23 protein-coding genes and 2 tRNA genes are annotated in these 26,598 nt (G+C 69.4%); 21 read left to right on the forward strand and 4 right to left on the reverse strand.

From position 1 onward, the window contains the following. The first annotated feature begins 279 nt into the window (after positions 1-279). From R6V09_RS12710 to R6V09_RS12745, 8 genes are all read left to right on the forward strand, one after another. Complete coding sequence (locus R6V09_RS12710; protein WP_317881506.1) at positions 280-1,773, forward strand: bifunctional cytidylyltransferase/SDR family oxidoreductase; 1,494 nt, start codon at positions 280-282, stop codon at positions 1,771-1,773. Between the two features lie 59 nt (positions 1,774-1,832). Then, complete coding sequence (locus R6V09_RS12715) at positions 1,833-3,875, forward strand: hypothetical protein (protein ID WP_317881507.1); 2,043 nt, start codon at positions 1,833-1,835, stop codon at positions 3,873-3,875. Between the two features lie 155 nt (positions 3,876-4,030). Further along, a complete protein-coding gene (locus tag R6V09_RS12720; RefSeq protein WP_317881508.1) occupies positions 4,031-5,239 on the forward strand; it encodes a glycosyltransferase family 2 protein in 1,209 nt (402 codons plus the stop codon). Positions 5,240-5,500: 261 nt separating this feature from the next. After that, positions 5,501-6,607: a glutamate 5-kinase gene (gene proB, locus R6V09_RS12725; RefSeq protein WP_317881520.1), complete on the forward strand. Its 1,107-nt coding sequence runs from the start codon at positions 5,501-5,503 to the stop codon at positions 6,605-6,607. Positions 6,608-6,797: 190 nt separating this feature from the next. Beyond that, complete coding sequence (locus R6V09_RS12730; protein ID WP_019063252.1) at positions 6,798-7,256, forward strand: hypothetical protein; 459 nt, start codon at positions 6,798-6,800, stop codon at positions 7,254-7,256. Positions 7,257-7,339: 83 nt separating this feature from the next. Beyond that, entirely contained in the window at positions 7,340-8,626 is a 1,287-nt protein-coding gene (locus R6V09_RS12735; protein ID WP_200713102.1) for a glutamate-5-semialdehyde dehydrogenase, read from the forward strand. Between the two features lie 120 nt (positions 8,627-8,746). Next, on the forward strand, positions 8,747-9,328 hold the full coding sequence (locus R6V09_RS12740; protein ID WP_317881509.1) for an SCO2584 family spore wall biosynthesis protein: 582 nt from the start codon (positions 8,747-8,749) through the stop codon (positions 9,326-9,328). Positions 9,329-9,417: 89 nt separating this feature from the next. Next, positions 9,418-10,488, forward strand: a complete 1,071-nt coding sequence (locus R6V09_RS12745) for an SCO2583 family membrane protein (RefSeq protein WP_317881510.1) — start codon at positions 9,418-9,420, stop codon at positions 10,486-10,488. A 125-nt stretch (positions 10,489-10,613) separates the two neighbouring features. On the opposite strand, the gene R6V09_RS12750 is transcribed toward R6V09_RS12745, so the two are convergent. Next, positions 10,614-11,741 carry a M48 family metallopeptidase gene (locus tag R6V09_RS12750; protein WP_317881511.1) on the reverse strand — a complete coding sequence of 376 codons (1,128 nt, stop codon included), beginning with the start codon at positions 11,739-11,741 and terminating at the stop codon, positions 10,614-10,616. A 101-nt stretch (positions 11,742-11,842) separates the two neighbouring features. Between R6V09_RS12750 and R6V09_RS12755 the strand changes: the two genes are divergently transcribed. The 7 genes from R6V09_RS12755 (at position 11,843) to R6V09_RS12785 (ending at position 16,262) form a co-directional block, all read left to right on the forward strand. Next, entirely contained in the window at positions 11,843-12,004 is a 162-nt protein-coding gene (locus R6V09_RS12755; protein WP_019065531.1) for a hypothetical protein, read from the forward strand. Between the two features lie 85 nt (positions 12,005-12,089). After that, a complete protein-coding gene (locus tag R6V09_RS12760; protein WP_317881522.1) occupies positions 12,090-12,299 on the forward strand; it encodes a hypothetical protein in 210 nt (69 codons plus the stop codon). A 67-nt stretch (positions 12,300-12,366) separates the two neighbouring features. Further along, a complete protein-coding gene (gene nadD / locus R6V09_RS12765; protein ID WP_200686132.1) occupies positions 12,367-13,056 on the forward strand; it encodes a nicotinate-nucleotide adenylyltransferase in 690 nt (229 codons plus the stop codon). 16 nt (positions 13,057-13,072) lie between these two features. Continuing rightward, positions 13,073-14,821 carry an LCP family protein gene (locus tag R6V09_RS12770; RefSeq protein ID WP_317881512.1) on the forward strand — a complete coding sequence of 583 codons (1,749 nt, stop codon included), beginning with the start codon at positions 13,073-13,075 and terminating at the stop codon, positions 14,819-14,821. Positions 14,822-14,990: 169 nt separating this feature from the next. Continuing rightward, positions 14,991-15,434 (forward strand): ribosome silencing factor, encoded by a 444-nt coding sequence (gene rsfS / locus R6V09_RS12775; RefSeq protein WP_317881513.1) that lies wholly within the window; start codon positions 14,991-14,993, stop codon positions 15,432-15,434. Continuing rightward, entirely contained in the window at positions 15,431-16,096 is a 666-nt protein-coding gene (locus R6V09_RS12780) for a histidine phosphatase family protein (protein ID WP_317881514.1), read from the forward strand. The genes rsfS and R6V09_RS12780 overlap by 4 nt, the downstream gene beginning before the upstream one ends. 93 nt (positions 16,097-16,189) lie before the next feature. After that, positions 16,190-16,262, forward strand: a tRNA-Ala gene (locus R6V09_RS12785). Between the two features lie 70 nt (positions 16,263-16,332). Here R6V09_RS12785 and R6V09_RS12790 read toward each other — a convergent pair. Next, positions 16,333-17,193, reverse strand: coding sequence for a helix-turn-helix transcriptional regulator (locus R6V09_RS12790; protein ID WP_317881515.1), 861 nt, complete (start codon positions 17,191-17,193; stop codon positions 16,333-16,335). A gap of 111 nt (positions 17,194-17,304) precedes the next feature. Between R6V09_RS12790 and R6V09_RS12795 the strand changes: the two genes are divergently transcribed. The 4 genes from R6V09_RS12795 to R6V09_RS12810 all read left to right on the forward strand — a co-directional run bounded on the left by R6V09_RS12795 (position 17,305) and on the right by R6V09_RS12810 (position 19,459). Further along, positions 17,305-18,774 carry an MFS transporter gene (locus R6V09_RS12795; protein WP_442810034.1) on the forward strand — a complete coding sequence of 490 codons (1,470 nt, stop codon included), beginning with the start codon at positions 17,305-17,307 and terminating at the stop codon, positions 18,772-18,774. Between the two features lie 68 nt (positions 18,775-18,842). After that, positions 18,843-19,016, forward strand: a complete 174-nt coding sequence (locus tag R6V09_RS12800; protein WP_019063265.1) for a hypothetical protein — start codon at positions 18,843-18,845, stop codon at positions 19,014-19,016. A gap of 3 nt (positions 19,017-19,019) precedes the next feature. Next, positions 19,020-19,253 (forward strand): hypothetical protein, encoded by a 234-nt coding sequence (locus R6V09_RS12805; protein ID WP_003976229.1) that lies wholly within the window; start codon positions 19,020-19,022, stop codon positions 19,251-19,253. A 133-nt stretch (positions 19,254-19,386) separates the two neighbouring features. After that, positions 19,387-19,459 (forward strand) — tRNA-Ala (locus R6V09_RS12810). 125 nt (positions 19,460-19,584) lie between these two features. Here R6V09_RS12810 and R6V09_RS12815 read toward each other — a convergent pair. Continuing rightward, on the reverse strand, positions 19,585-21,198 hold the full coding sequence (locus tag R6V09_RS12815) for an NADH-ubiquinone oxidoreductase-F iron-sulfur binding region domain-containing protein (protein ID WP_317881516.1): 1,614 nt from the start codon (positions 21,196-21,198) through the stop codon (positions 19,585-19,587). Further along, positions 21,195-22,529, reverse strand: coding sequence for a cytochrome b/b6 domain-containing protein (locus tag R6V09_RS12820; protein WP_317881517.1), 1,335 nt, complete (start codon positions 22,527-22,529; stop codon positions 21,195-21,197). Before R6V09_RS12820 ends, R6V09_RS12815 begins: the two co-directional genes overlap by 4 nt. Before the next feature lie 416 nt (positions 22,530-22,945). Here R6V09_RS12820 and leuS point away from each other — a divergent pair, with 416 nt between their 5' ends. Beyond that, positions 22,946-25,825: a leucine--tRNA ligase gene (gene leuS / locus R6V09_RS12825; RefSeq protein WP_317881518.1), complete on the forward strand. Its 2,880-nt coding sequence runs from the start codon at positions 22,946-22,948 to the stop codon at positions 25,823-25,825. Positions 25,826-25,967: 142 nt separating this feature from the next. Continuing rightward, positions 25,968-26,598 (forward strand): hypothetical protein (locus tag R6V09_RS12830; RefSeq protein ID WP_317881519.1); only part of this gene is annotated, 631 nt, incomplete at its 3' end.

The raw sequence follows: 26,598 nt of genomic DNA on the forward strand, positions 1-26,598 counted from the left end.
CGACGCTCTTCCGATCTGCCCGTCCGGCACACCGCGCCGGCGAAGGCGCGGACCGTCCATCAGACGTCGTCGAAGGAACTCGTACGAGTTCTCGGTCACCGTTGTCTGAAGAAGCTGCGGCGCCGCTGAGAGGTGTCCTCGCCCGGTTACCAGCAGTGCAAGATGAATGACAGGTGTCGCGCACCTATGCGGTGGAGGTCACTCGCCTTGCACTGCGGTAACCGTGAGTGGGACCATTTGCCAGTTCCCCCGTTGTCCCGAGGTAGGTCAAGGTCACCTGTGTCGCACATAGCCAAGCCCCGCACCACCGCAGTGATCCTGGCCGGCGGTACAGGCCAGCGCGTGGGTCTCTCGATCCCCAAGCAGCTGCTGAAGATCGCCGGCAAGGCAGTCATCGAGCACACCCTGACCACTTTCGAGAACGCCGACTCGATCGACGACATCATCGTTCTGATGGCGCCGGGCTATGTCCCCGACGTCGAGAAGATCGTCGCCAAGGCCGGCTTCGAGAAGGTCACCCGGATCATCGAGGGCGGCTCCACGCGGAACGAGACCACCGAGCGCGCCATCGCCGCCCTCGGCGAGGGCCTGGCCGAGGGCGAGGACGCCAACGTCCTCTTCCACGACGCCGTGCGCCCCCTGCTCTCGCAGCGCGTGATCGACGACTGTGTGATCGCCCTGGAGCGCTTCCAGGCCGTCGACGTGGCCATCCCGTCCGCGGACACCATCATCGTGACCCGCACGCACGGCGACGACGGCGAGTTCATCACCGAGATCCCGGACCGCTCCCGGCTGCGCCGCGGCCAGACGCCCCAGGCGTTCAAGCTGTCCACGATCCGCCGCGCCTACGAGGTCGCCGCCGGGGACCCCAACTTCCAGGCCACGGACGACTGCAGCGTCGTACTCAAGTACCTGCCGGACGTGCCGATCCACGTCGTCGCGGGTGACGAGTACAACATGAAGGTCACCCAGCCCGTCGACGTCTTCATCGCCGACAAGCTCTTCCAGCTCGCTTCCACGGCCGCCCCCGAGCAGGTCGACGAGGACGCCTACCGCCACCTGCTCACCGGCAAGACGCTGGTCGTCTTCGGCGGCTCGTACGGCATCGGCAAGGACATCGCCGAGGTCGCCGAGGGCTACGGCGCCACGGTGTACGCGCTGGGCCGCTCGACCACCGGCACGCACGTCGAGAACCCCGAGGAGGTCGACGACGCGCTGTCCAAGGCGTACGCCGAGACCGGGCGCATCGACTACGTCATCAACACCGCGGGCGTGCTGCGCATCGGCAAGCTGGCCGAGACGGACAACGCGACGATCGAGGAAGCGCTGAAGGTCAACTACCTGGCGCCGGTGCAGATCGCCCGTTCCGCGTACAAGTACCTCGCCGAGACCAAGGGCCAGCTGCTGCTCTACACCTCCAGCAGCTACACCCGGGGCCGTGCCGAGTACAGCCTGTACTCCTCGACCAAGGCCGCCATGGTGAACCTCACTCAGGCCCTGTCGGACGAGTGGGCCGGCGACGGCATCCGCGTCAACTGCATCAACCCGGAGCGCACCGCCACCCCGATGCGCACCAAGGCCTTCGGCCAGGAGCCGACGGGCACGCTGCTGTCCTCCGAGGCCGTGGCCCGCACCTCGCTCGACGTGCTGCTGTCCGAGCTGACCGGCCATGTCATCGACGTCCGCCAGCAGGACCCGACGGCCGGTGCGGCCAAGGCCTCCGGCTTCGAGGCCGCCCTCGCCTCCGTGCTGGACGTCCAGGACGGCGTTTAATTAAGCCTGACTCTGAGATCCCGGTAAATTACTCAAAACCCCTAAGAGCAGGTTTATCAGTGATTTCCACCGCCATCCGCGTTGCCCGGGTGGGCAGCGCGGCCGAGCTCGCCGCGGCCGTCCTCATGATGCTGGGCTTCCCCGCCCTCATGCTGGCCGCGCTCGTCCCGAACGTCCCCGCCTTCGCCGCCGCGGCCGTCGTGACGTACGTCTCCGACCACTATCTGCACCGCCAGGGCAGCTATCTGGTCAACCGCCTCAGCAAGGTCAGAGCGGGCCTGTCCATCCGCTTCCTGATCCGCCAGCTCCTCCTGATCCTCCTGCTGGCCCGCCTGAACCTCTCGGACCACCTGATCTTCTACGGCGCGATCGCCTGCTTCATCGCCTTCTACGGCCTCCAGGCCCCGCACGGCGCCGTCGTCACGCTGATCCGCAACCGCCGCCGGATGCCGGTCGCCACCCGCAACGTCGACCTCGGCTCGCGCATCCACATCCCGGACGCCCCGCCGTTCGGCCTGCTGGAGCGCTCCGCCGAGAAGATGCTCCACCTCGACCTGTTCGCCGTCGTGGGCCTGCTGATCTCCGCACAGCTGGACTCGGCCGTCGCCGCCTTCGTCGGCATCGGCATCACCCTGTTCCTGGGCACCTTCTACGTCCTCGCGCTCGTCCCGTACATACGGGGCACGAAGATCCCGCCGACCGCCGAGGTCATCCTCGAAGCCGTCGACGACTGGCTGCACGAGTACAAGCCGCAGACGGTGCTCTGCTTCTCCGGCTCCAAGGACTCGGCCTACCAGGTCAACATGTGGCTGGAGACCATGGAGCAGCTGGACACCCGGCCCCTGGTCCTGCTCCGCGAGCGCGTCATACTGCAGAACCTCGCCCCCACCAAGGTCCCGGTCATCTGCGTCCCCGGCGGCGTGCACCTGATGAACATGGACCTCTCCAGCGTGCGCGTCGCGCTCTACGCGGCCAACGTAGGCAAGAACATCCACCTGCTGCGCGTCCCCACCATGAAGCACGTCTTCATCGGCCACGGCGACAGCGACAAGCTGGCCAGCGTCAACCCGTTCAGCAAGGTCTACGACGAGGTGTGGACCGCCGGCCGCGCGGGCCGCGACCGCTACGCCATCGCCGACGTCGGTGTCCGCGACGACGACATCGTCGAGGTCGGCCGCCCGCAGCTCGCCCCCATCCAGAGCTGGCAGGGCGTGCCCGAGGGGCGTATCCCCACGGTCCTCTACGCGCCGACGTGGGAAGGCTGGGACAACGAACCCGGCAACACCTCCCTCCTGCTGGCCGGCGAGAACATCGTGAAGAAGCTGCTCAAGGCCGACCCGCCGGTCCGTGTCCTGTACAAGCCGCACCCCTTCACCGGCACCGTCAGCTCCGCGGCCGGCTCCGCGCACCGCAAGGTCGTCGCCCTGGTGGAGAAGGCCGCCGCCCAGCGCGCGACCGACCCCCGCTTCCAGGCCGACGCGGCCGTCCAGACCAAGGCCAAGGCCGACCTGGCCCGCATCGAGGCCCGGATCACCGAACTGACCGGCGGCGCCGCCGACAAGGGCGACGAGGCCGAGCTCACCCGCGACGGCGTGGTCGACCTGGCCAAGTACGAGGAGATCGCCCGGCTGCGCGCCGAGTGGAACGACGCGTACTGGAACTCCTTCGGCACCTTCGAGCACCGGGTCATCTCCGGCGCCGAACCGCGCCTGTACGACTGCTTCAACGTGTCCGACGCGATGGTCTCCGACATCTCCAGCGTGGTCTCCGACTTCATCGCGAGTGGCAAGCCGTACGCGGTCACGGACTCCGCGCAGCTCGGCGTGGAGGAGTTCAAGCGGCAGAACACCGCGGTGCGCGCCGCCGTGATCCTCTCCAACAAGGCCGCCGAACTGGGCGAGTTGCTGGCGGCGGTCCGCGCCCCGGACGCCGACCCGCTGGCCGAGGACCGCAAGGAACTCAAGGAGTACCTGCTCGGCCCGGACGAGCCCACGTCCATCGAGCAGTTCAACACCGCGGTGCGGGACCTGGCGCTCAAGTCCGAGGCCCGCAACGTCGGCCAGGAGCGGTCGGCCGCGACGGAGGCCGAACTGACGAGCTGACCTGCGCGAGTCAGAATTTGGTCAAGAAGAGCCCGGTTTTTGGGGAGTGATTCTCGAAAACCGGGCTCTTTTGCGTATCCCCTGCTGACGGAGCACAACCGATCCACAGGGTCGGCCGTCTTCCAGATGGCGATTCAATGGACAAAGGGGAGCGCGTGACCGTGACGCAGCCTGATGTGACCGTGGTCATCGGGGCGTACGAGGCGATGCCGTACCTCGTCGAGTGCCTGCGCTCGGTCGAGGCACAGACCCTGGACCCGGCCCGTATCGAGGTCGTCGCCGTCGACGACGGCTCGACGGACGGCACGGGGGAGTACCTGGAGGAGTTCGCGGCCCGCGCCGCGACCCACGTCACGGTGATCCGCCAGGCGAACTCCGGCGGCCCCAGCTCCCCGCGCAACGTCGGCCTCGGCAAGGCGACCGGGCGCTACGTCTTCTTCCTCGACGCCGACGACCGGCTCGCCCCCGAGGCCCTGGAGCGCATGGTCGCGATGGCCGACCGCAACGGCACCGACGTGGTGCTCGGCAAGGTCGAGGGCATCAACCGGGTCCCGCCCAAGGCGGCGTGGGTCGAGACGCTGGAGCGCACCGACGTCTTCCACTCCAACATCAAGTTCACGCTCAGCGCCCAGAAGCTGTTCCGGCGGGCGCTGCTGGAGCGGCACAGCATGCGGTTCGACGAGTCGCTGTTCACCGGCGAGGACGCGCTGTTCACGATGGAGGCCTATCTGCGGGCCGACGGCGTCTCCGTCATCGCCGATCACACCTGCTACTACCTGGTGGGCCGCGACGACGGCAAACACGTGACGAAGAGCGGGAGTTACACCCTGCGCTTCGACTCCGCGCGCGCCCTGATGAACCTCATCGCGGAGATGGTCCCCGCGGGCGTCGAGCGCGACAAGCTGATGCTCCGCCCCTTCCTCGTCACCCTGCTCCCGCAGTTCGGCCCCAAGTACCTGGCGGACAGCGAGCAGGTCAGACGCCACAAGTTCGAGCTGGCCAAGCCGCTGATGGCCGCCCACTGGACCGACGAGGTCGCCGTCCGCCTCAAGGTCGACGAACGGCTCCGCCTGCACCTGGTGGCCCGGCAACGCCCCGAACTCCTTCTGGACGTCATCGAGTTCGTCAAGACGAAGAAGCGCCCCGACGCCGTGCTGGAGAAGGGGGGCCGTCGTGTCTACCTGGCCTACCCGCACTTCCGCTCCGGCGAGGCGGTCCTGCCCGACTCCCTCTACCTCGCCGAGCCGCGAGAGGCCCGCGAGGTCGAGGGCTACCGGGAGGGCGCGGCGGGCGCGTTCCTCCGCCGGGCGACGCGAAAGATGCGCAGGGTGCTGAGGACTCGGGTGAGGGCCGCGGCGGCGTGAGGCGAGCCGGCTGAGTTCACGGTGCGGGTGCGTCGTGGCTGGTCGCGCAGTTCCCCGCGCCCCTGAAAACAGCTGCGCTGGTCCGGCCTTTGGGGGCGCGGGGAACTGCGCGACCAGCCCCCACCGGCCCGCACTCTGAACTCGACCCATCTGTCCGAGACCTGGACCAACGTGCACAGCCCAACCCGGTTCGCGTAAATTGCCGCAGGGTACCCGAACCTACCCGAGGGGATCTCGCACGTGGCAGGGGCAAGGCAGGCCGTGACCGAGGCCCGCAGGATCGTCGTCAAGGTGGGTTCCTCCTCGCTGACCACCGCGGCCGGCGGCCTGGACGCCGACCGCGTCGACGCACTCGTCGACGTCCTCGCCAAGAGCCGCAGCGGGGGAGAGAAAGAGGTCGTCCTCGTCTCCTCCGGCGCCATCGCCGCCGGCCTCGCCCCGCTCGGACTGCGCCGCCGCCCCAAGGACCTGGCCCGCCAACAGGCCGCCGCCAGCGTCGGCCAGGGCCTCCTCGTGGCCCGCTACACCGCCTCCTTCGCGCGTTACGGCATCCGCGTCGGACAGGTCCTGCTCACCTCCGACGACATGAGCCGCCGCTCCCACCACCGCAACGCCTCCCGCACCCTCGACCAACTCCTCGCCATGGGCGCCCTCCCGATCGTCAACGAGAACGACACCGTCGCCACGGACGAGATCCGCTTCGGCGACAACGACCGGCTCGCCGCCCTCGTCGCCCACCTCGTCCACGCCGACCTGCTGGTGCTGCTCTCCGACATCGACGGCGTCTACGACGGAGACCCCAGCAAGCCGGGCACCTCGCGGATAGCGGAAGTCCGGGGACCGCAGGACCTCGCGCACGTCGAGATCGGCAGCGCGGGCAAGGCAGGCGTCGGCACCGGCGGCATGGTCACCAAGGTCGAGGCGGCCCGGATCGCCGCCGCCGCCGGCATCCCCGTCGTACTGACCAGCGCGGTCCACGCGACCGACGCGATGGGTGGCGGCGACACCGGAACCTACTTCCACGCCACCGGAAAACGGTCCGCGGACCGACTGCTCTGGCTGCAGCACGCGTCCACGCCCCAGGGCTCGTTGACGCTCGACGACGGCGCCGTGCGCGCGGTCGTACAGCGCCGGATGTCGCTGCTGCCGGCCGGGATCGCCGCCGTGGAGGGCGAGTTCAGCGCGGGCGACCCCGTCGAACTCCGGGACGGCGCGGGGCATGCGGTCGCCCGGGGGCTCGTCAACTTCGACGCCAAGGAGATCCCCCAGCTGATCGGCCGCTCCACCAGGGAACTGGCGCGCGAGCTGGGACCGTCGTACGAGAGGGAAGTCGTACACAGGGACGACCTGGTGATCCTGCACCCGTAGGACAACCGGAACGTCCGCCCCGGACGCCCGGTCGAAAAGAGCGGGAACGCCCGTCCCGGGCGACAGCCGAGAGGTGGACGTTCCGCAAAAGTGCCACACGGACGCCTTGGGCCTGCTCAACTTTGCTCAGGGACACATCCGCGCGAGCACAGCAGCTCGACCGTTGCGTAAGGAGGCCGTCGTGAGACGAGTGCGCCCTGGGGCGGCGGCGTCCCGCGGTGGTGCCACCTCCCGCGCGCCCGGCGAGGAGCGCACGCTGACGAGCGTCGCGGCCGGCGCCCGGTACGAGGGCGAGGAACCCAAGGACCTGCCCCGGCTGTGGCATGTCACCCTCAGCGTGTCCGGCGGCGAGGCCCCGCTGAAGGAGGTCCGGCGCGGCCTGGAACAGCTCGCCCACGACCACCCCTTTCTGCTGACCAGCCGCTACGCCAACGACCACGCGGAGATCCGCTACTGGGAAGAGGCCCGCGACCTGCACGACGCGGCGGCCGTCGCGCTGCGCCTGTGGGGCGAGCACCGCCAGACCGCCAAGCTCCCGCCGTGGGAGATCGTCGGCCTGGAGGTCATCGACCGCGAGACCTACCACCAGCGCATCTCCGAGGGCTACGGCCCGCTGCCCGCGACCCCGGTGGGCGTACATCCCTTTTGAGCCGTCTGCGGGCCCCTTCCGGGCTTGTCTCGCGGTTTGGGATAGCTGGTGGACGCCTCCGCCCGGCGCACTACCCTTCCCTCATGACCACGCTCTCGCCGTACGACTCCATGTCCCCGGTCACCCGGGCCGCCTACCGCGCCAAGTCCGCCGCCGCCGACCTCGCGCCGCTGCCCCGGGCCGAGAAGGACGACGCGCTGCTCGCCATCGCGGACGCGCTGGAAGTCCGTACGAGCGAGATCGTCGAGGCCAACGCCAAGGACATCGCCAAGGCCCGCGCGGCCGGCACCAGCGAGACGGTCATCGACCGGCTGACCCTCACCCCCGAGCGCGTACGGGCCATCGCCTCCGACGTCCGGGACGTCGTCGCGCTGCCCGACCCGGTCGGCGAGGTCGTGCGCGGCTCGACCCTCCCGAACGGCATCGACCTGCGCCAGGTCCGCGTCCCCCTCGGCGTCGTCGGCATCATCTATGAGGCCCGCCCGAACGTGACGGTGGACGCGGCCGCACTGTGCCTCAAGTCCGGGAACGCGGTACTGCTGCGCGGCTCGGCCTCCGCCTACGAGTCCAACACCGCCCTCGTGCGCGTCCTGCGTGACGCCGTCGGTGGCGCCGGACTGCCCGCCGACGCCGTGCAGCTGGTGCCCGGCGAGAGCCGCGAGAGCGTACGCGAGCTGATGCGGGCCCGGGGACTCGTCGACGTACTGATCCCGCGCGGCGGCGCCTCCCTGATCCAGACCGTCGTCTCCGAGTCCACGGTCCCCGTCATCGAGACCGGCGTCGGCAACTGCCACGTCTACGTCGACGCCCACGCCGACCTCGACATGGCCATCGACATCCTGATCAACTCCAAGGCCCAGCGGCCCAGCGTCTGCAACGCCGCCGAGACCCTCCTCGTCCACCAGGACATCGCCCCCGAGTTCCTGCCGCGCGCCCTGGACGCCCTCGCCGAGGCCGGCGTCACGGTGCACGCCGACGAACGCGTCCTGGCCTACGCCAAGGAGTCCACGGCCACCGTCGTCGAGGCCACCCCCGAGGACTGGGACACCGAGTACCTCTCCTACGACATCGCCGCAGCCGTCGTCGACTCGCTCGACAAGGCCGTCCAGCACATCCGGCTGTGGAGCTCCGGCCACACCGAGGCGATCGTCACCTCCTCCCAGCAGGCCGCCCGCCGCTTCACCCAGCTGGTCGACTCCACCACCGTCGCCGTCAACGCCTCCACGCGCTTCACGGATGGCGGCCAGTTCGGCTTCGGCGCGGAGATCGGCATCTCCACCCAGAAGCTGCACGCACGGGGCCCGATGGGCCTGCCGGAACTGACGAGCACCAAGTACATCGTCACCGGCGACGGGCACATCCGCCGCTGAGCCAGGAGCTGTTGGCATATGCGTCGGACATAGGGCCTCGTGGGCGGAGAGACATCTCACCCTGCGGATGAATTTCCCTACCGCCTGCCCAAATTGACCCCCCAGGTCTACTCTGGAGAGGTGCCGGAGGACGTGGGGGGCACGCCGTTCCCTGACGGCTGGGAGCCCGACGACGACCACGACCGCGGAATGTCGGACGAAGAATCCGACTCCGTGGTCTTCGACGAGGCCTTCGTACGGGCGGCCGTAGTACACGAGCCGACCGCCGTCGAGCGTCTCCTTGCCGCCGCGCAGGCGAGAGCCGAGGCCTCCGAGGCCGAAGCGCGCCGCGCTCAGCGCGGCAGAGGCGCACGAGGCGACGACGACCTGTTCGAGGACACCTACGGACGCGATTTCGGCCATGATCCGGAACTCGACGACCTGGACGACGCCGACCTCGTCGAAGGCCGCTACGGCGCCCCGGGAACCTACGGCAAACAGGTCCGCTGGCACCGCCCCGTCGCCTGGCTGCTCGCCCTGGTGATGGGCATAGGCATGGTCGCCCTGGCTTTCTCGGCGGTCTACCGCGGCGCCTCCTCGGGCAGCCGCGACCGCGTCCCGCCCCCGGCCTCCACCGGCGTGGAACAGGGCACGGCGGCGGCACCCTCCGTTTCCGCCGACAACTCCCAGCCACCGCTGTCCGCCGTACCGCGCACGCCCTGATCCGCCGGACAGGCCCTGGGTGAGAACCTGTCAGAACTTGTCGTGTACCAGGGCGTTTACCTGAGGCTCCAGAGACCTACTCTGAAAGTATGGGCGGTCCAGGAGACCCACCCGAGGGGACACCCGAGGGCGCTCCCGGTGGTGGTGAGGACGAGTACCGATCCGTCGTCTTCGACGAGTCGTTCGTCCGTGCTGCCCGTCTCCAGGAGTTCTCCGCGCAGGAGCGCATGGCCGACCACGCCCCCGCCGTCCGCCGCCGCCCGGCCCTGCGCCGCGGTCTCTCCCGCCAGGCACTCATCCTGGTCATGCTGATCGCCGTCGCCTTCGGCACCGCGATCTACATGGGCGTACGGCACCCCTACACGACCCCCACGGCCCAGCAGCCCGCCGAGCCGCTGCGGATGACCGTCATCCCGCTGTCCCCCCAGGGCAAGGTGCCGGGGGCGGCCGACGCCGAGTACCTCTTCGAGCACAGCCCCGCCGCGCAGTTCGACGTCGGCGGCGACGGCATACCGCTGCCTGCCGCGCGGCGCACCGCGCACTTCTCGGACAGCCAGGTCGTGGCCGCCCTGAGCACCGCCAAGAACTACATCGTGGAGTCCTCGCTCTACCCGGCCGTGCTCACCGGCGGACAGATCCGCCCCGCGCGCGTCCTCGTCGACCCCGACCAGCTCGACCAGCTCGACCAGAGCTTCGAGCACCCGGCCGCCGACGGCAGGCACGAGCCCACCGGATGGCTGGTTCGCTTCGACCCCGCTCGCGCCGAGCTGGCCGACCGCAAGATCCGCGTCCAGGGCACCCTGCAGGCCACCGAGATCGACTCGTCCACCCTTGAGGTCACCGCCGACGGAACCTTCGTCTACGCGCTCCGGCCGACCGGCTCCGGCGACAAGGCCCAGGCGTCCCTGTTCACCGTCCGCCGCGAGCTCCAGTTCCGCTTCGACCGCGACGACCTGCGCATGGACCAGGCCCAGATCGTCGTCTCCTACGTCCAGGCAGGCCCCCTGTCCTGCGCCGAGGACTCCGTCACCTACCTGCGCCCCCTGCTCGCCGGCCAGACCGCCAAGGCCGGCGGCCCGGCCGGCACCGACCCCTACGCCACGGGCAGCGCCACGGCCCTGTGCGGCTCACTGGCGGCCGGCGCACAGCCGAAGGTGTGAGCGGCCGAAGCGCTCCACGAGGCGGCTGTGCGAGACCGTCGTAGGTGCAGCGAGGCCTTGCCTGGTCGTCGTGGGTATGAGGTCGGTGTGTATCGGTGGTACGAGGCCGGTGTGTATCTGCCGTGTCAGTCCTCGTCGCGCGGCGGGGTGTCCGTGGGCGGCTGCTCGGTGCCGTTGGCCGATTCGGTCGGGGGTCCGTCCTGCGGGGTCGTGCTCGCGAAGCCGCCGAAGCCGCGCCGCACCCGGCCGCCCAGGTCGCCCGCGCCGCCGGCGATGTCGCTGACCAGCTTCATCAGCGGGTCCTTGGAGCTCTTGACGTTGCTGGCATAGCTCGCCGCCGACTCGCGGAACGAGTCCGTGACCGAGGTGTCCTTGTCCTCGCTGCGCCGCGGGTAGTGCCCGTCCATGACCCGCTGGTACTCGCGGGACTCGGCCCACTTCTTCAGCTCGGCCGCCCGCACGGTGGTGAACGGGTGCGAGCGGGGCAGCACGTTCAGGATCTTCAGCACCGAGTCGCGCAGGTCGCCGCCCGACTCGAACTCCTCGGCCTGCTTGAGGAACGCGTCCACGTTCATCTCGTGCAGGTGGTTGCCGCCCGCGATCTTCATCAGGCCGCGCATCGAGGCCCGCAGGTCCTGGCCGACCAGCAGACCCGCGCGGTCGGCGGACAGCTCCGACTTGCGGAACCACTCGCGCAGCGCCGTCACGATCGCCAGGATCGCGAGGTTGCCCAGCGGGATCCAGGCGACCTTCAGGGCCAGGCTGGTCAGGAACAGCAGGATCGTGCGGTACACGGAGTGGCCGGACAGGGCGTGGCCCACCTCGTGGCCGACGACCGCCCGCATCTCCTCCTCGTCGAGCAGCTCGACCAGGCCGGTGGTGACGACGACGATCGGCTCGTCCAGGCCGATGCACATCGCGTTGGGCTGCGGGTCCTGGGTGACGTACATCGGCGGGACCTTCTCCAGGTCCAGGATGTAACAGGCGTCCCGCAGCATGTCGTTGAGGTGTGAGAACTGCTGGTCCGACACCCGCACCGAGTCGGACAGGAACAGCAGGCGCAGACTGCGCTCGGGCAGCAGCCCGCTGAGCGCCTTGAACACCGTGTCGAACCCGCTCAGCTTGCGCAGCGCCACCAGGGCGGAGCGGTCGGCCGGGTGCTCGTACGCGCGCGAGGAGATCCCCGGGAAGCGCCTGCGCTGCCTGCTCGGCACGTTCTCGTGCGCGTTCTGCTCGTGGCCGTCTTCGGACATGTGGTCCCCCATGTGCGTCTGTGTGCGCTGAGTGCCCCCGAAGCAGAGCCCAGCCTAGGCGGAGATACCGTGGACGGGCAGTACAGCGAAGGAGTCAACGCATGGAGCCCCATTCCGCAGCCGCCTGGCTCGCAGAGGCCGCGAACGCCGCCCCCCAGCACGGATCGGGGGATCTGCTCAGGGTCGTACTCGTCGTGATGTTCCTCGGCTGCATCCTGACCGCGTGGTTCCTGCTGCGCGGATACAAACAGAAGGACGACTGAGACGCCCGTCGAGTTCCCTGTCGAGTTCCGTGTCAGGTTCCCAATGGCGGAGTCGGCGTGATCGTCGTCGGGGTGCCCGATTACCATGGGCCGACATCTTTACCCCGCCCACACCGGATTGGTTCTGCTGAAGATGAGCTTCCACGGCACTGCTGCCCAGTTGGTCACTCTTGCCGCCGAGGGTGAGGGCGGGGGCAACCACGAGAGCCTCCAGCCGATCATCACCGGTGGCGGCGCGTTCATCGTCCTGATGCTGCTGCTGTGGATCACCACCCGCTTCAACCGCGACCGCTAGGGTCTGTCCCTTCTGTCCACCGGACGGGTCCCGGGGCCTTCACACCGGGCCGGTAGGGTCTGCACGCATGGGAGAGCAGGACATGCCTACCGGTCCGGCGAACGACACGACGCGCGGCACGGAGATCCGAATGGTGAACGGCCCGCGCAACAACGGCCCGTCGAACCCCGGCAAGCGCCGTCTCGGCGTCATGGGCGGAACGTTCGACCCGATCCACCACGGACACCTCGTGGCGGCCAGTGAGGTCGCCGCGCAGTTCCACCTGGACGAGGTGATCTTCGTCCCGACCGGTCAGCCGTGGCAGAAGACCGACCGCAAGGTGGCGCTGGCCGAGGACCGCTACCTGATGACGGTCATCGCGACCGCCGAGAACCCCCAGTTCTCGGTGAGCCGTATCGACATCGACCGCGGCGGCCCCACCTACACCACGGACACCCTGCGCGACCTGCGCGCGCTCAACCCAGACGCGGACCTCTTCTTCATCACCGGCGCCGACGCCCTCGGCGCGATCCTCACCTGGCGGGACGCGGAGGAGCTGTTCTCCCTCGCGCACTTCATCGGGGTCACCCGGCCCGGCCACACGCTGACCGACCCGGGTCTCCCGGAGGGCGGCGTCTCGCTGGTCGAGGTTCCCGCGCTGGCAATCTCCTCCACAGACTGCCGTGCGAGAGTCGCCAAGGGTGATCCGGTCTGGTACCTGGTGCCCGACGGAGTCGTGCGCTATATCGACAAGCGCGAGCTGTACCGCGGCGAGTGAGCCGAGAGGGGCACCGGTGAACGACCGATACGACGCCGGGTACGGCGGCGACCAGTACGAACTCGTCGGCTACGACGAGTACAACCAGCCTGTCTACCGCCAGGTCCCGGCCCAGCAGACCCAACAGCCCCCGCAGCAGCAGCCCTACGACCCGTACGGGCAGCAGCAACAGCAGGGCTACGCCTACGACCCGTACGCGACCGGCACCCAGCAGCAGACGCCCGACTACGACACGGGCACCCAGCCGCAGACCCCGCAGTCCTACGACACCGGCACCCAGCAGTCCTACGACACCGGCCGGCAGGCGCCCCAGGCCGGCTACGACCCGTACGCCACCGGGACCACGACGGCCTACGACCCCTACGGGCAGACCGCGACCAGCGGACAGCAGCCCCGGGTCGCCGAACAGACCGCCTACATCCCGCAGCAGGGCGGCCCGGCCGAGGACACGGAAGCCCCGAAAACCCCGGAGGCGGGTGAACGGGACTACCGCACCGAGCAGTTCGCCTTCGTGGAGGAGCCGACCGACGACTCCGAGGACGTCATCGACTGGCTGAACTTCACCGAGAACCGCACCGAGCGCCGCGAGGAGGCCAAGCGCCGCGCCCGTGGCCGCATGGTCGCCCTCGTCGTGGTCCTGGCACTCGTCGTGTCCGGCGGTGTCGGCTACCTCTGGTACGCCGGGAAGCTCCCCGGCGTCTCCTCGTCCCCCTCGAAGTCCGGCACCACGACGGCCGCGGGCGCCCAGAACCGCGACGTGATCGTCGTCCACCTGCACAACACCGCGAAGGGCGGCACCTCCTCGGTGCTGCTCGTCGACAACACCACCCTCAAGCAGGGCACCACCGTGCTGCTGCCCAACTCGCTCGCCCTCACGGACGACGACGGCAACACGACGACGCTGGCCAAGTCGGTCGACGACGACGGCACCTCCGGGACCGTCGACCAGCTCAACACGGTCCTCGGCACCGACATCGAGGGCACCTGGCGCCTCGACACCCCCTACCTGCAGAACCTGGTCGACCTCGTCGGCAACATCGACATCGACACCAACGCCGCCGTGCCCGACCCGGCCGCCACGAAGAAGGGCGCCGCGCCCCTCGTCCACAAGGGCAAGGACCAGACCCTCAGCGGCAAGATGGCCGTCGCCTACGCCACCTACCGTGCCTCCGGCGAGGCCCAGAACACCCAGCTGGAGCGGTTCGGACAGGTCATGCAGGGCGTGCTGCGCCAGCTGACCTCGGACCCGACGGCGGCGACCACCACCGTGCAGACCCTGGCCCAGATCCTCGACCCGCCCCTCACCGACAAGGACCTCGGCACCTTCCTCGCCAAGCTCGCCGACCTCGCCAAGAGCGGCGACTACAAGACGGCTCTGCTGCCCGTCCAGAACGACGGCACCCTGACCGCGCAGGCCTCCGCCAGCGTCGTCAAGGACGTCCTGGGCGGCACCGCGAAGAGCCCCGACGAGGGTTCGGCGGTCCGGGTCTCCGTCCAGAACGCCACCGGCGTCAAGGACGACACCGAGAAGGCCCGCGTCGTCCTCCTCAACGGCGGCTTCACCTTCCTGGAGGCGGGCACGGCGTCGGCGGCCTCGGCCAAGTCCAAGATCACGTACTCCGACGCGGCCGACAAGGAGAACGCCACCGAGGTCGCCAAGACCCTGGGCCTGCCCACCAGCACCGTGACCAAGGGCACGGTCTCCGCGAACGCCGACGTCTCGGTGGTACTCGGAGAGGACTACAAGCCGTCGTCCTCATCATGACGAAGGCGTAGTGTCCGCACGGCGCAGTGACTGTGACGGAGAGCACGCCCCGGAGGCCGGAGCCGGTGTCCAGGCCGACGTCCGGGGCGTGATCCGTTATTCACGTGGGGTGCCGTCCGCGGTCCGTGAGACCCTTGAGGTCTGTTGACCGCCGACCGAAAGCCGCGTAGTGACCGCCACTGACCGCTCCATCGAGCTCATCCAGGCCGCCGCCCAGGCCGCCGCTGACAAGCTCGCGCACGACATCATCGCCTACGACGTCAGCGATGTGCTGTCGATCACGGACGCCTTCCTGCTGGCCTCCGCTCCCAACGACCGTCAGGTCAAGTCGATCGTCGACGAGATCGAGGAGCGGCTGGGCAAGGAACTCGGCGCCAAGCCGGTGCGCCGCGAGGGCGACCGTGACGCCCGCTGGATCCTGCTCGACTACGTCGACATCGTCGTCCACGTCCAGCACAGCGAGGAGCGCGTCTTCTACGCCCTGGAGCGGCTGTGGAAGGACTGCCCCGAGCTGGACCTCCCGGCCGAGGCCAAGGCCACCCGCGGCAAGGCTGCCGAGCACGCCAAGCTGCAGGCCGAGGAGGACGCCTCCGAGTTCGGGGAGGTGCGGTGAGCGCCGGCGCGGACGGCCGCAAGGCGGGCCGGGGCCGCCGCGTCATCCTGTGGCGGCACGGCCAGACCGCCTGGAACGTCGAGCGCCGCTTCCAGGGCACCACGGACGTCGAGCTCACCGAGACCGGCATCGGCCAGGCCCGCAGGGCCGCCCGGCTGCTGGCCTCCCTCAAGCCCGACGCGATCGTCGCCTCCGACCTGAAGCGGGCGGCGAACACGGCCGCCGAGCTGGCCGATCTCACCGACCTAGACGTCACCCACGACGAGGGCCTGCGGGAGACCTACGCGGGCGTCTGGCAGGGGCTGACGCACGAGGAGATCATCGCCTGCCACGGCGAGGAGTACGCCGCGTGGAAGCGCGGGGAGCCGGTGCGCCGCGGCGGCGGCGAACTGGAGACCGAGGTCGCCGACCGGGCCGCCCCCGTCGTGCTGCGGCACGCCGAGAAGCTGCCCGAGGACGGCACCCTCGTGGTGGTCAGCCACGGCGGCACGATCCGCACCACCATCGGGCGTCTCCTCGGTCTTGAGTCCCAGCACTGGGAGAGCCTCGGCGGCCTCTCCAACTGCTGCTGGTCCGTGCTCGGCGAGGGCGCCCGCGGCTGGCGCCTGCTGGAACACAACGCCGGCACGCTCCCGGAACCGGTGCTCGGCGACGACGACTGAGCGGCCCTCCAGGGCCCCGACCCCGGATTTCACTTTCCGGCAGGTCGCAGGCTAAAGTTCTTCTTGTTCGCCCGCCGAGCGGGAAGAACACAAGGGGCTATAGCTCAGTTGGTAGAGCGCCTGCATGGCATGCAGGAGGTCAGGAGTTCAATTCTCCTTAGCTCCACAGTTCGACACTCTTGAGTTGTCAAGGATCGAGAGTCGTCACAGATCGAATCGATGAGATCCCATCCCTTTCAGGGGTGGGATTTTTTCGTAGCTGTCAGCGCCTCCGTGCGCCGCCGAGTCTCCTCGTCGGCCGGGGTGTAGACCACGATCCGGCACTCCGGCATGCCGTTGACCGACAACGACACCGACGTCATCCGCATCTCGCCCACCTCCTCGTGCCGGAAGGTCTTCACCCGCCGCCCCGGCTCCGCCACGTCCCCGCTCTTCCACAGCCGCGCGAAGAGCGGACTCGCCGCCGACAGCCCGCGTATGAACTCCTCCCAGACGGGCTCGCCGGTATGCACTCCGTAGGCCGAGCGCAGCGTCGCCACCATCACCGGCAGCTCCGTCTCCCGGTACAGCAGCGGACACTCCTCCTCAGGCACCGTGAACAGCTTCCACAGCGCGTTCGGCATCGGGCCCGGCGGCAGCGGCTCCAGCCAGAACACCGTCCGGTAGGGGACGTTGGTGGCGAGGATGTCGTACCGCGCGTTGTAGACCACCGCAGGGCGTGGCTCCAGGGCGTCGAGGATGCCCTGGATCTCCGGCCCCACCGACCGTGTGATCACTTCCGGCGGATGCGCGTACGGCACCTCGGCCAGGTGGTACAGATGCTCACGCTCCGGTGCGTCGAGCCGGAGTGTGCGCGCCACGGCGTCCAGGACCTGCGCGGAGGCGTTGATCGGACGCCCCTGTTCGAGCCACGTGTACCAGGTGACGCCCACACCGGAGAGCTGGGCGACCTCCTCGCGGCGCAGCCCCGGCGTACGCCGGCGGAAACCCGGCGGCATGCCGACGTCGTGCGGTGTCACTCTGGCGCGCCTGCTGCGCAGAAACGCGGCCAGCTCAGGCCGACGGCGCTGTGTCGTCCCCATCGTCACGTCCCCCATACGTCTACATCCCCCATACTCGACGCCCGACTTGGCCCCTGCCAGGTGCTGCCAGTACCAGCATCAGCGGGCTCTCGGCACCCGTACCGGAGCGCCCTCACGCTCGACGGCATGACGACAACACCCTTGACGGGACCGGATTCCGCACCCGTTCCAAGTCCTGCCACCAGTAAAGACCCTGGCACTGACAATCGCCGTGGGCCGCTGCTCGCGCTCCTGCTCGCGGCCCAGTTCATGGCGCTGCTCGACGTGTTCATCGTGAACGTCGCCGCCCCCACCATCGGCACCGAACTCCACGCGTCCGGCGCCGACTTGCAGCTGGTGATCGCCGGCTACACCATCACGTACTCGGTGCTGCTGATCACCGGCGCCCGGCTCGGCGACCGGCTCGGCCACGCCAGGGTCCATCTCGCCGGGCTCGCCCTTTTCACCGCCGCCTCGCTCGCCTGCGGTCTGGCCCAGGGTTCCACCGAGCTGATCGTGTTCCGTCTCGTCCAGGGCTCCGGCTCGGCGCTGATGATTCCGCAGGTGCTCAGCCTGATCCAGCGCAACTTCACCGGCGAGGCCCGGGTACGGGCGCTCGGCATGTACGCGGCGGTCATCGCCGTCGGCGCCGCGGCCGGGCAGATCGTCGGTGGCGTGCTCGTCAGCGCCGATCTCCTCGGCACGGGCTGGCGGCCGGTGTTCCTGGTCAACGTGCCGGTGGGCGTCGTACTTCTGCTGGTCGGCAGGCGCGTACTGCCGAAGGACGGGCGATCGGAACCCGAGCGGGCGCGGGCCCTCGACCTGCCCGGGCTGTTGCTGCTCGCCTCGGCGATCTCGCTGCTCACGGTGCCGCTGGTACTGGGGCAGGAGGAGGGCTGGCCCCTGTGGTCGTGGCTGTCGCTGGTCGCGGCGGCGGTGCTTTTCGCTTCGTTCTGCGTCTATGAGTCCCGGCTCGCGCGGCGCGGCGGAGCCCCGCTGATCGCACCGCGCGTGCTGCGCCACCCGGGCATGGGGCTCGCTGTCTTCCGGATCGTGGCGGTCATGGCCGTCAACGGCGGTTTCCTGTTCGCGCTCACCCTGCACGTCCAAGGAGGCCTCGGTTTCAGCGCGTTGCGGGCCGGCCTCACCTTCGCGCCGACCGCGATCGTTTTCGGGGTGGTCGGTCTCACCTGGCGCAGGTGGCCGGCGGCCTGGCAGCGTGCGCTGACCCCGCTCGGGTTCGTGATCACGATGCCGTCCGTCACGGGAGTCGGGCTGGCGTTCGAAGGCGGCGACCGCGGCGGGGCCGTACTGTACGTGGCGTACGTCGGCGTGGGGGCCGGGCTCGCGCTCGCCTTCAGTCCGACGCTGACCCGGGCCCTCGCCACCGTGCGGCCCGAGGACGCGGCGGACGCCAGCGGTCTGCTCTCCTCGGTGGCGCAGCTGGGTCAGCTGCTGGGGGTCGCGGTTTTCGGCACACTGTTCTTGAACCGGCTTGAGTCACTTGGGGCCCCGGGGGCGTATACCTCTGCGAAGGCGCTTTTGGCGTGCATGTTCGCGCTGGCGGGGACGGCCGCGGTGGGTGCCGTGTCCGGACTGGTACTAAGGCGTCGCTGACCGTATTGGTCCGGCCGTGGCAGAATCAAACGGCCGGAGGGGGCGCGGCCCGACGGGAGGGAGTAGCGATGCCTGCGAGCATCATCGAGGAGGTCGACCACCTCTTCGATGCGGCGTTGATACGGGATACGATCACCCGCCTGAGCTGCCCTTCCTGCGGTTCCGCCCACGTGGCCCAAGTCCTTGGTGACAACGGCGGAGTTTCCTACGTGTGCACGGCCTGCGGCCACAGCTGGAGCTGATCGATGGGTGCACACAGGCGAAAGTGCGACTGGTGCGGCAGTGGGACACCGATCGTCCGTGACATGGAACCGGTGAATCCCGACTACCAGTACTGGTGCGAGGAGTGCGCGCGGGCGCTGATCATAAAAGGCGATCCGATCGAGACGTACCGCGAACTGGAGGGCGAGCCGATCTACGGCCGACTCCTCGAAGAGCACTGCACTTTGAAACGGTTCTATTCGTTCGTCACCGCTTGACTTGGGCCGGGACCCCGCGAGGAGGTCCCGGCGATCACGGTCACGGACAGGGGGACGGAAACGATTTGGTGGTGCACCGGGTCGACCGGTAATGTTGGCGTCGCCGCCGGGGAGACCCGGTAGCACCCCGTGAGGGGCTATAGCTCAGTTGGTAGAGCGCCTGCATGGCATGCAGGAGGTCAGGAGTTCAATTCTCCTTAGCTCCACAGAAGTCGAAGGCGGGTCATCCCATCGGATGACCCGCCTTCGGTGTGTCCAGGGGGAGTTGGCACAGGTCATGGAGCGGCGGGCCGCCCCTTCTTAAGAAGAGGGCGGCCCGCCGTCCGTGTGCTCAGCGGCCCAGTGCCCGCCGGCCGCGGCCCTGCGAGAGGACCGGCAGGTTGCGGGACGGGCCCTTGTCCCGGGCCGTCTCCTCCTCCAGGCGCAGCGCCAGCGCCGGGCAGCGGCGCACCGCGCGGAGCGCCTTCGCCTCCGCGTAACGCGGCACCTGGGCCTGCGCGACGGTGGGGAAGCCGTCGGCGCCGAGTTCGAAGACCTCCGGGAGGATGTCCGCGCACAGACCGTGGCCCCGGCACAGCGTCCAGTCGACGTAGATCTTCTGACGGCTGGGACCGCTCTCCTCGGCCTCCGCGCCGCTCGTGATGCCCGCCGGGAGCTGGCCGCCCTCGAAGAGCGGCAGAACGCCCTCCACGGGCCTTCCGCAGCCGTTTCCGAGGACGTGGGCGGCGAGGTCGTCCGTGAACGCCTTGATGGTCGACTCCAGGAACATCGCGGAGCCGTCCGGGTGCGAGCACGCGCCGCGCCGCTTCACGGCCTTGGCGACCTGCTTCAGCGCCTCCAGGGCGGCCGGGCCGCCGCCGTTGAGGATGTCCTCCATGCCGCGCGCGGCGGCGGGCAGACCGAGGTAGCAGGGACCGCACTGTCCCGCGCTCTCGTCGGCCAGCCACTGGGCCACCCGCAGCGACTCGCCCAGGGGGCAGGTCTCCTGGGTGATCGGCATGATGGCGCCCGCGCCGAGCGCACCGCCCACCGCGTCCAGGGAGTTGCGGGAGACGATCGCCTCGTTGACCGTCGCCGCGTCGATCCACTTGCCGTGGTAACCGCCCGTCAGCACACCCTGGGGGACCGGCGGGGCGCCGGCCAGCTGCAGGACGTAGCGCAGCGGCACACCCGTGGGGACCTCAAGCACCATGGGGCGCGCGACCGCCCCGGAGACCGTGAGCATGACGGTGCCCGGCTCGTCGTAGAGGCCGGTGTTGCCGTAGCGCTCGGGGCCGATGCGGGCGGCGATGGCGAGTTGGGCGAAGGTCTCGGCGTTCGACAGCAGGGTCGGGGCGCCGCCGACGCCGTTCTGGGAGGCGCTGACCTTGCGGCCGGGCGGGATCGCCGGGCCGCCGTCGATCGAGCGGATCAGCGACGCGGCGGCACCGGTGACCATGCGGACCGGGTTGCGCTGGACGAACGCCTTCAGTGCCGAGCGGCGGGTGTTGCTGAGGCCGCGTTCGGAGAGCGCGGCCTCCATGGAGCGCTGTGTCGACTCACGGGTGACCCCCACCACGAGCGTGCGGGCACCCAGGGCCTCGGCGACCAGCAGCGCGCCGTCCAGGATGAGATGCGGGGCACGGTTGATGAGCACCGTGTCCTTGCGGCAGGCCGGTTCGTCCTCGCTGCCGTTGACGACGACGACCGGTCGTACGCCGCGTTTGATCGCTGCCTCGGCGACCGAGCGCAGCTTCTTGTGGAAGGGGAAGCCCGCGCCGCCGCGGCCCTTCAGGTTGATCGCCTCGGAGAGCTTCGCGAGCTGCTCTCCGCCCATCGGTTCGAGCGGCCCGTGCACCTTGAGGTGCATGGGCAGGTCGAGTCTCTCGACAAGGTCGAAGCCCGAAGTGAGCTGAGGAAGCCCGACCACGCGGACTTCTGGGACGTCGGGCAGGGCCTCGTTCACCTATAGCCTCCGGAAGGCGTGTTCCAAGGTTCGCCCGAGCCGCCCTGCGCGTCGAAGTCGTACGAAGCGTTGGGCGTTTGATCAGTGGCGGGACCGCTGTTGTACGTGTCACCAGAGTTGTACGTACCGGAGGCACCGTTCGACTCACCGGTGGGGTACACGTATCCCTCGCCATACCCGCCCGCGCCCGCATTGTTGTTGTATGTCGGGATGTTGTATCCCGTGTCCTGGAGCGGGTCGTAGGCCGACGGAGGCGCTTCGCCCACCGGCGGCGGTGACGGGACCGGCCAGCTGCCGGAGGTGCTGCCGCCGCTGTCCGCGCGCGGGACCGCCTCCGTGTTCTGCATGTCCATCGGCACGTTCATGCGCGAGCTCTGGTCGGTGACGTACGGCATCTGACCGGTGGACTCCGGTGTGGCGGTGCGGTAGGCGGCCGCGAAACCGTTCGTGTCGGCAACCGGGGTCATGGACCTCGTCTCGTACTGGGCGGCGGGGTCCACGCGCGGCATCGACCCGGTCCCGGTGAACGAGGGCTCCTGTGCGGGGCGTCGGCCCTCGGCCGGACGCCGGCTCTCGAAGCCCGGCAGCGCGGACTCGCCCACGCGGCCACGGCTCGCGTCGAGCTCGTCGAGACCCGGCCGCTCCTCGTTGCCCAGGAGCATGGCGATCTTGTCGGCGAACTTCCGCTTGAAAGGGCGGGGTGCCGAGCGCAGGGCGAGGGCACCGGCGACCCCGACCAGGCACAGCTCGTACGAGATCATGAAGAACGGCTTCGCCGCGCGGCCCGCGAACAGGCCGTGGACCAGCGCCGCGCACCAGGCCGGGTAGGCCAGCATGTGCATCGCGCGCCAGCGGGCGGCCACCGGCGCCGGGGACGCGAATTGGTTGCGCAGGGCGCCGGTGATGCCTACGAAGATCATCAGCAGGCCGGCCAGGGAGCCCAGTCCGATGAGTCCGGCGCTGCCCTTCACGCCGAGGCTGAAGGGGATCAGCGCGGCGATCAGGACGGTGTGGTCGAGCGCCAGCTTGACCGTGATGTGGATCACGAGGAACGCGATCGAGCCGACGGCGGTCACCCGGTGGATGCCCTGGGCCACGATCCGCTGGCGGATGTTGAGAACGACCCGGTCCTGGGCGACGAGTCCCCAGATGACCGAGCAGGTGAGCGACACGAGCGAGAGAACGCCCGCGCCGAAGTTGAGGAAGCTCTGTACCTGGCTGCCTCCGAGCAGCACGAACACGGGTATGAAGATCAGGACGACGAGGCTCACCATCCCGTAGGCCGAACGGCCCGGCTTGGGGAGCGAACTGGTACTACGACGAGGGTTCATGGGGGCAACTCCGAGCAGTATCGGGAAAGCGGTCCCGCTGCCGAACTCTAAGTGGCTCCATACCGGTGGGTACGAGGTTTGAGTTATTGCGTTGTTATCAAACGACAATGCGCTTGCTGTGATGTCCCGTAGTGGGTGGTACGCGAAGGTAATCCTTGAACTGGGGTCAGTCCACGCCGATGTGGACAGGGTGCCAAGGGTGATACGGAAGCGCGTCGCGTTGTGCTCAAGGGCTGCGGTACTCTCATGCCATGCGTGCCGTACGCCTTCTGCTTAGCGAGCCGCGCTGATCAGTCCCGACCACCGGTGAACGGTGAGGTCGGAATCGGCGCGGCGTCCCCTCCTGTGCGAGGGGATTTTTCGTTTCTTGAATGTCGCAGCCGCTGGCAGAGACGATCGATGGAGCTTTGAGGATCATGAGCGAGACGAACCCCGCTGCCGCCGCCGAGGTGGTCGCGCCGCACCGCTACACGGCCGCCATGGCCGCGGACATCGAGGCACGCTGGCAGGACTTCTGGGACGCCGAGGGCACCTACGAGGCCCCGAACCCGAGCGGTGACCTGGCCGGCGATCCCGAACTGGCCGCCCGCCCCAAGAAGTTCATCATGGACATGTTCCCGTACCCCTCCGGTGCGGGCCTGCACGTCGGCCACCCCCTGGGCTACATCGCCACCGATGTGTTCGCCCGGTTCCAGCGGATGACTGGCCACAACGTGCTGCACACCCTGGGCTTCGACGCCTTCGGCCTGCCGGCCGAACAGTACGCCGTGCAGACCGGCACGCACCCGCGCGTGTCCACCGAGGCCAACATCGAGAACATGAAGGTCCAGCTGCGCGCCCTGGGCCTGGGCCACGACAAGCGCCGGTCGTTCGCCACGATCGACCCGGAGTACTACAAGTGGACCCAGTGGATCTTCCTGCAGATCTTCAACTCCTGGTACGACGACGAGGCCGACAAGGCCCGCCCGATCGCCGCGCTGATCGCCCAGTTCGAGTCCGGTGAGCGTGCCGTACCGGGCCACACGCGCGCGTGGCCGGACCTGACCGCCACCGAACGTGCCGACGTCCTGAGCGAGTTCCGCCTGGCCTACGCCTCCGACGCGCCCGTCAACTGGTGCCCCGGCCTGGGCACCGTGCTGGCCAACGAGGAGGTCACCGCCGACGGCCGCTCCGAGCGCGGCAACTTCCCCGTCTTCAAGGCCAAGCTGCGCCAGTGGAACATGCGCATCACCGCCTACGCCGACCGGCTGCTGTCCGACCTGGAGGAGCTGGACTGGCCCGAGGCCATCAAGCTGCAGCAGCGCAACTGGATCGGCCGCTCCGAGGGCGCCCGCGTCGACTTCCCCGTCGACGGCGAGAGCATCAGCGTCTTCACCACCCGCCCCGACACCCTGTTCGGCGCGACCTACATGGTGCTGGCGCCCGAACACCCGCTGGTCGACAAGTTCACCCCGGCCACCTGGCCCGAGGGCACCCACGACGTGTGGACCGGCTCGCACGCCACCCCGGTGGAGGCCGTCGCCGCGTACCGCGCGCAAGCCGGCACCAAGTCCGACGTGGAGCGGCAGGCCGAGGCCAAGGACAAGACCGGTGTCTTCACCGGCGCGTTCGCCACCAACCCGGTCAACGGCGGCCGGATCCCCGTCTTCATCGCCGACTACGTGCTGATGGGCTACGGCACCGGCGCGATCATGGCCGTCCCGGCGGGCGACCAGCGCGACTTCGACTTCGCGCGCGCCTTCGAGCTGCCGATCACCTGCATCGTCGAGCCCACCGACGGCCGCGGCACCGACACGTCCACGTGGGAGAACGCCTTCGGGTCCTACGACGCGAAGATCATCAACTCCTCGAACGACGACGTCTCCCTGGACGGCCTGCCCGTCGCCGAGGCCAAGGCCCGCATCACCGAGTGGCTGGCCCGCAAGGGCATCGGCGAGGGCACCGTCAACTTCCGCCTGCGCGACTGGCTGTTCAGCCGTCAGCGCTACTGGGGCGAGCCCTTCCCGATCGTCTACGACGAGGACGGCGTCGCCCACTCGCTGCCCGAGTCGATGCTGCCCCTGGAGCTGCCGGAGGTCGAGGACTACTCGCCGCGCACCTTCGACCCGGACGACGCCGACACCTCCCCGGAGACGCCCCTGTCCCGCAACCAGGACTGGGTGAACGTCACCCTGGACCTGGGCGACGGACGCGGCCCCCGGAAGTACCGCCGCGAGACCAACACCATGCCCAACTGGGCCGGTTCCTGCTGGTACGAACTGCGCTACCTGGACCCGCACAACGACCAGAAACTGGTCGACCCGGCCATCGAGCAGTACTGGATGGGCCCCCGCGCGGGCATGCCGCACGGCGGCGTCGACCTGTACGTCGGCGGCGCCGAGCACGCCGTACTGCACCTGCTGTACGCCCGGTTCTGGTCCAAGGTGCTGTTCGACCTGGGGCACATCTCGTCCCCGGAGCCGTTCCACAAGCTGTTCAACCAGGGCATGATCCAGGCCTACGTCTACCGGGACAGCCGGGGCTTCCCGGTGCCGGCCGCCGAGGTCGAGGAACTGGGCGGCGAGTACTACTACCAGGGCGAGAAGGTCTCCCGGCTGCTGGGCAAGATGGGCAAGTCCCTGAAGAACGCGGTCACTCCGGACGAGATCTGCGACGAGTACGGCGCCGACACCCTGCGCCTGTACGAGATGGCCATGGGCCCCCTGGACGTGTCCCGGCCGTGGGACACGCGCGCGGTGGTGGGCCAGTACCGGCTGCTGCAGCGGCTGTGGCGCAACGTCGTCGACGAGACGACCGGCGAGGTCACGGTCGTCGACACCGAGCCCGACGAGGAGACGCTGCGTGCGCTGCACAAGGCGATCGACGGGGTGCGCCAGGACCTGGAGGGCCTGCGGTTCAACACCGCGATCGCCAAGGTCACCGAGCTGAACAACTACCTGACCAAAGCGGGCGGCGCCGTGCCGCGCTCCGTCGCCGAGTCCCTGGTCCTGCTGATCGCGCCGCTGGCCCCGCACATCGCCGAGGAGCTGTGGCGCAAGCTGGACCGCACCGACACGGTGGTCCACCAGGACTTCCCCGTGGCCGACCCGGCGTACGTCGTGGACGAGAGCGTGACCTGCGTCGTGCAGATCAAGGGCAAGGTCAAGGCACGCCTGGAGGTCTCCCCGACGATCTCCGACGCAGAGCTGGAGAAGGTCGCGCTGGCCGACGAGAAGGTCGTCGCCGCGCTGGACGGCGCCGGCATCCGCAAGGTCATCGTGCGGGCGCCGAAGCTGGTCAACATCGTTCCGGCGTAGTCCTTCGACGGGGTCGGGGTGAGTGCCTCGGGGTAGTCCCCTACGGGCAGGTTCGGGGTTCATTTGGAACTCCGGACCTGCCCGTTGCGTTTACCGTTGAAGAGCGGCGCGACGTGTGCCGCCCGGAGCCGGTGGAGGAGCGTTGGAAGCCGTGATCGCAGTCTTCGCCCTTCTCTTCCTGCTGTTCGTGGTCGTAGGCGGCTATGCGGCGGTCAAGGCGATCGGAGCGGCCAAGCGAGGCGTCGACCGCACGGTCGCCCAGGCCCGGCGCACGGTCGAGGACCACACCCTGCGTGCCAAGTCCCTTGCCCAACCCGGCCCACAGGGACAGGTGGCCCAACTGCGGCTCGCGCTGCGCACGTCGATGCGCGCGACCCAGGACGCGCTGCGCGCGGGCGTGACCGAGGACGAGTCGCTCAAGGAGTCCCTCGGCCTCTTCGAGCGGCTCAGCGCACACGGCCGTGAACTCGACGGCGAACTCAAACGCCTGGAGTCCGAGCCGGACCGCAGAATGCTCGCCGAGCTGCTGCCCGCCCTGCGTGAGCGCACCGAGCGCATCACGAAATCGGCCGACTCACTGCGCTGGGCCGCCCGCGACCGCGCCGGCCGCTTCGCGGAGGACGACCTCGACGCGCTGAGCGCCCAGATAGACGTGGAGGCAGGGGCCCTGCGGCACTGGACGAAGTCGGAGCACGCGCCACCCCCGTGGCCCGACGCTCCGGCCGCCGACGCCACGACGGCCCACCAGACGTGGCCGGAGACCCCGCGCTCCC

The organism is Streptomyces sp. W16 (assembly GCF_033194735.1).
Lineage (GTDB): Bacteria > Actinomycetota > Actinomycetes > Streptomycetales > Streptomycetaceae > Streptomyces.

What these genes read in the sequence shown, in the direction of transcription:
- R6V09_RS12735 (WP_200713102.1), top strand. Translation starts at nt 7,340, where the DNA reads ATGACCACGCTCTCGCCGTACGACTCCATGTCCCCGGTCACCCGGGCC.
- R6V09_RS12745 (WP_317881510.1), top strand. Translation starts at nt 9,418, where the DNA reads ATGGGCGGTCCAGGAGACCCACCCGAGGGGACACCCGAGGGCGCTCCC.
- R6V09_RS12750 (WP_317881511.1), bottom strand. Translation starts at nt 11,741, where the DNA reads ATGTCCGAAGACGGCCACGAGCAGAACGCGCACGAGAACGTGCCGAGC.
- R6V09_RS12755 (WP_019065531.1), top strand. Translation starts at nt 11,843, where the DNA reads ATGGAGCCCCATTCCGCAGCCGCCTGGCTCGCAGAGGCCGCGAACGCC.
- R6V09_RS12760 (WP_317881522.1), top strand. Translation starts at nt 12,090, where the DNA reads ATGGGCCGACATCTTTACCCCGCCCACACCGGATTGGTTCTGCTGAAG.
- nadD (WP_200686132.1), top strand. Translation starts at nt 12,367, where the DNA reads ATGGGAGAGCAGGACATGCCTACCGGTCCGGCGAACGACACGACGCGC.
- R6V09_RS12790 (WP_317881515.1), bottom strand. Translation starts at nt 17,193, where the DNA reads ATGGGGGACGTGACGATGGGGACGACACAGCGCCGTCGGCCTGAGCTG.
- R6V09_RS12795 (WP_442810034.1), top strand. Translation starts at nt 17,305, where the DNA reads ATGACGACAACACCCTTGACGGGACCGGATTCCGCACCCGTTCCAAGT.
- R6V09_RS12800 (WP_019063265.1), top strand. Translation starts at nt 18,843, where the DNA reads ATGCCTGCGAGCATCATCGAGGAGGTCGACCACCTCTTCGATGCGGCG.
- R6V09_RS12805 (WP_003976229.1), top strand. Translation starts at nt 19,020, where the DNA reads ATGGGTGCACACAGGCGAAAGTGCGACTGGTGCGGCAGTGGGACACCG.
- R6V09_RS12820 (WP_317881517.1), bottom strand. Translation starts at nt 22,529, where the DNA reads ATGAACCCTCGTCGTAGTACCAGTTCGCTCCCCAAGCCGGGCCGTTCG.
- leuS (WP_317881518.1), top strand. Translation starts at nt 22,946, where the DNA reads ATGAGCGAGACGAACCCCGCTGCCGCCGCCGAGGTGGTCGCGCCGCAC.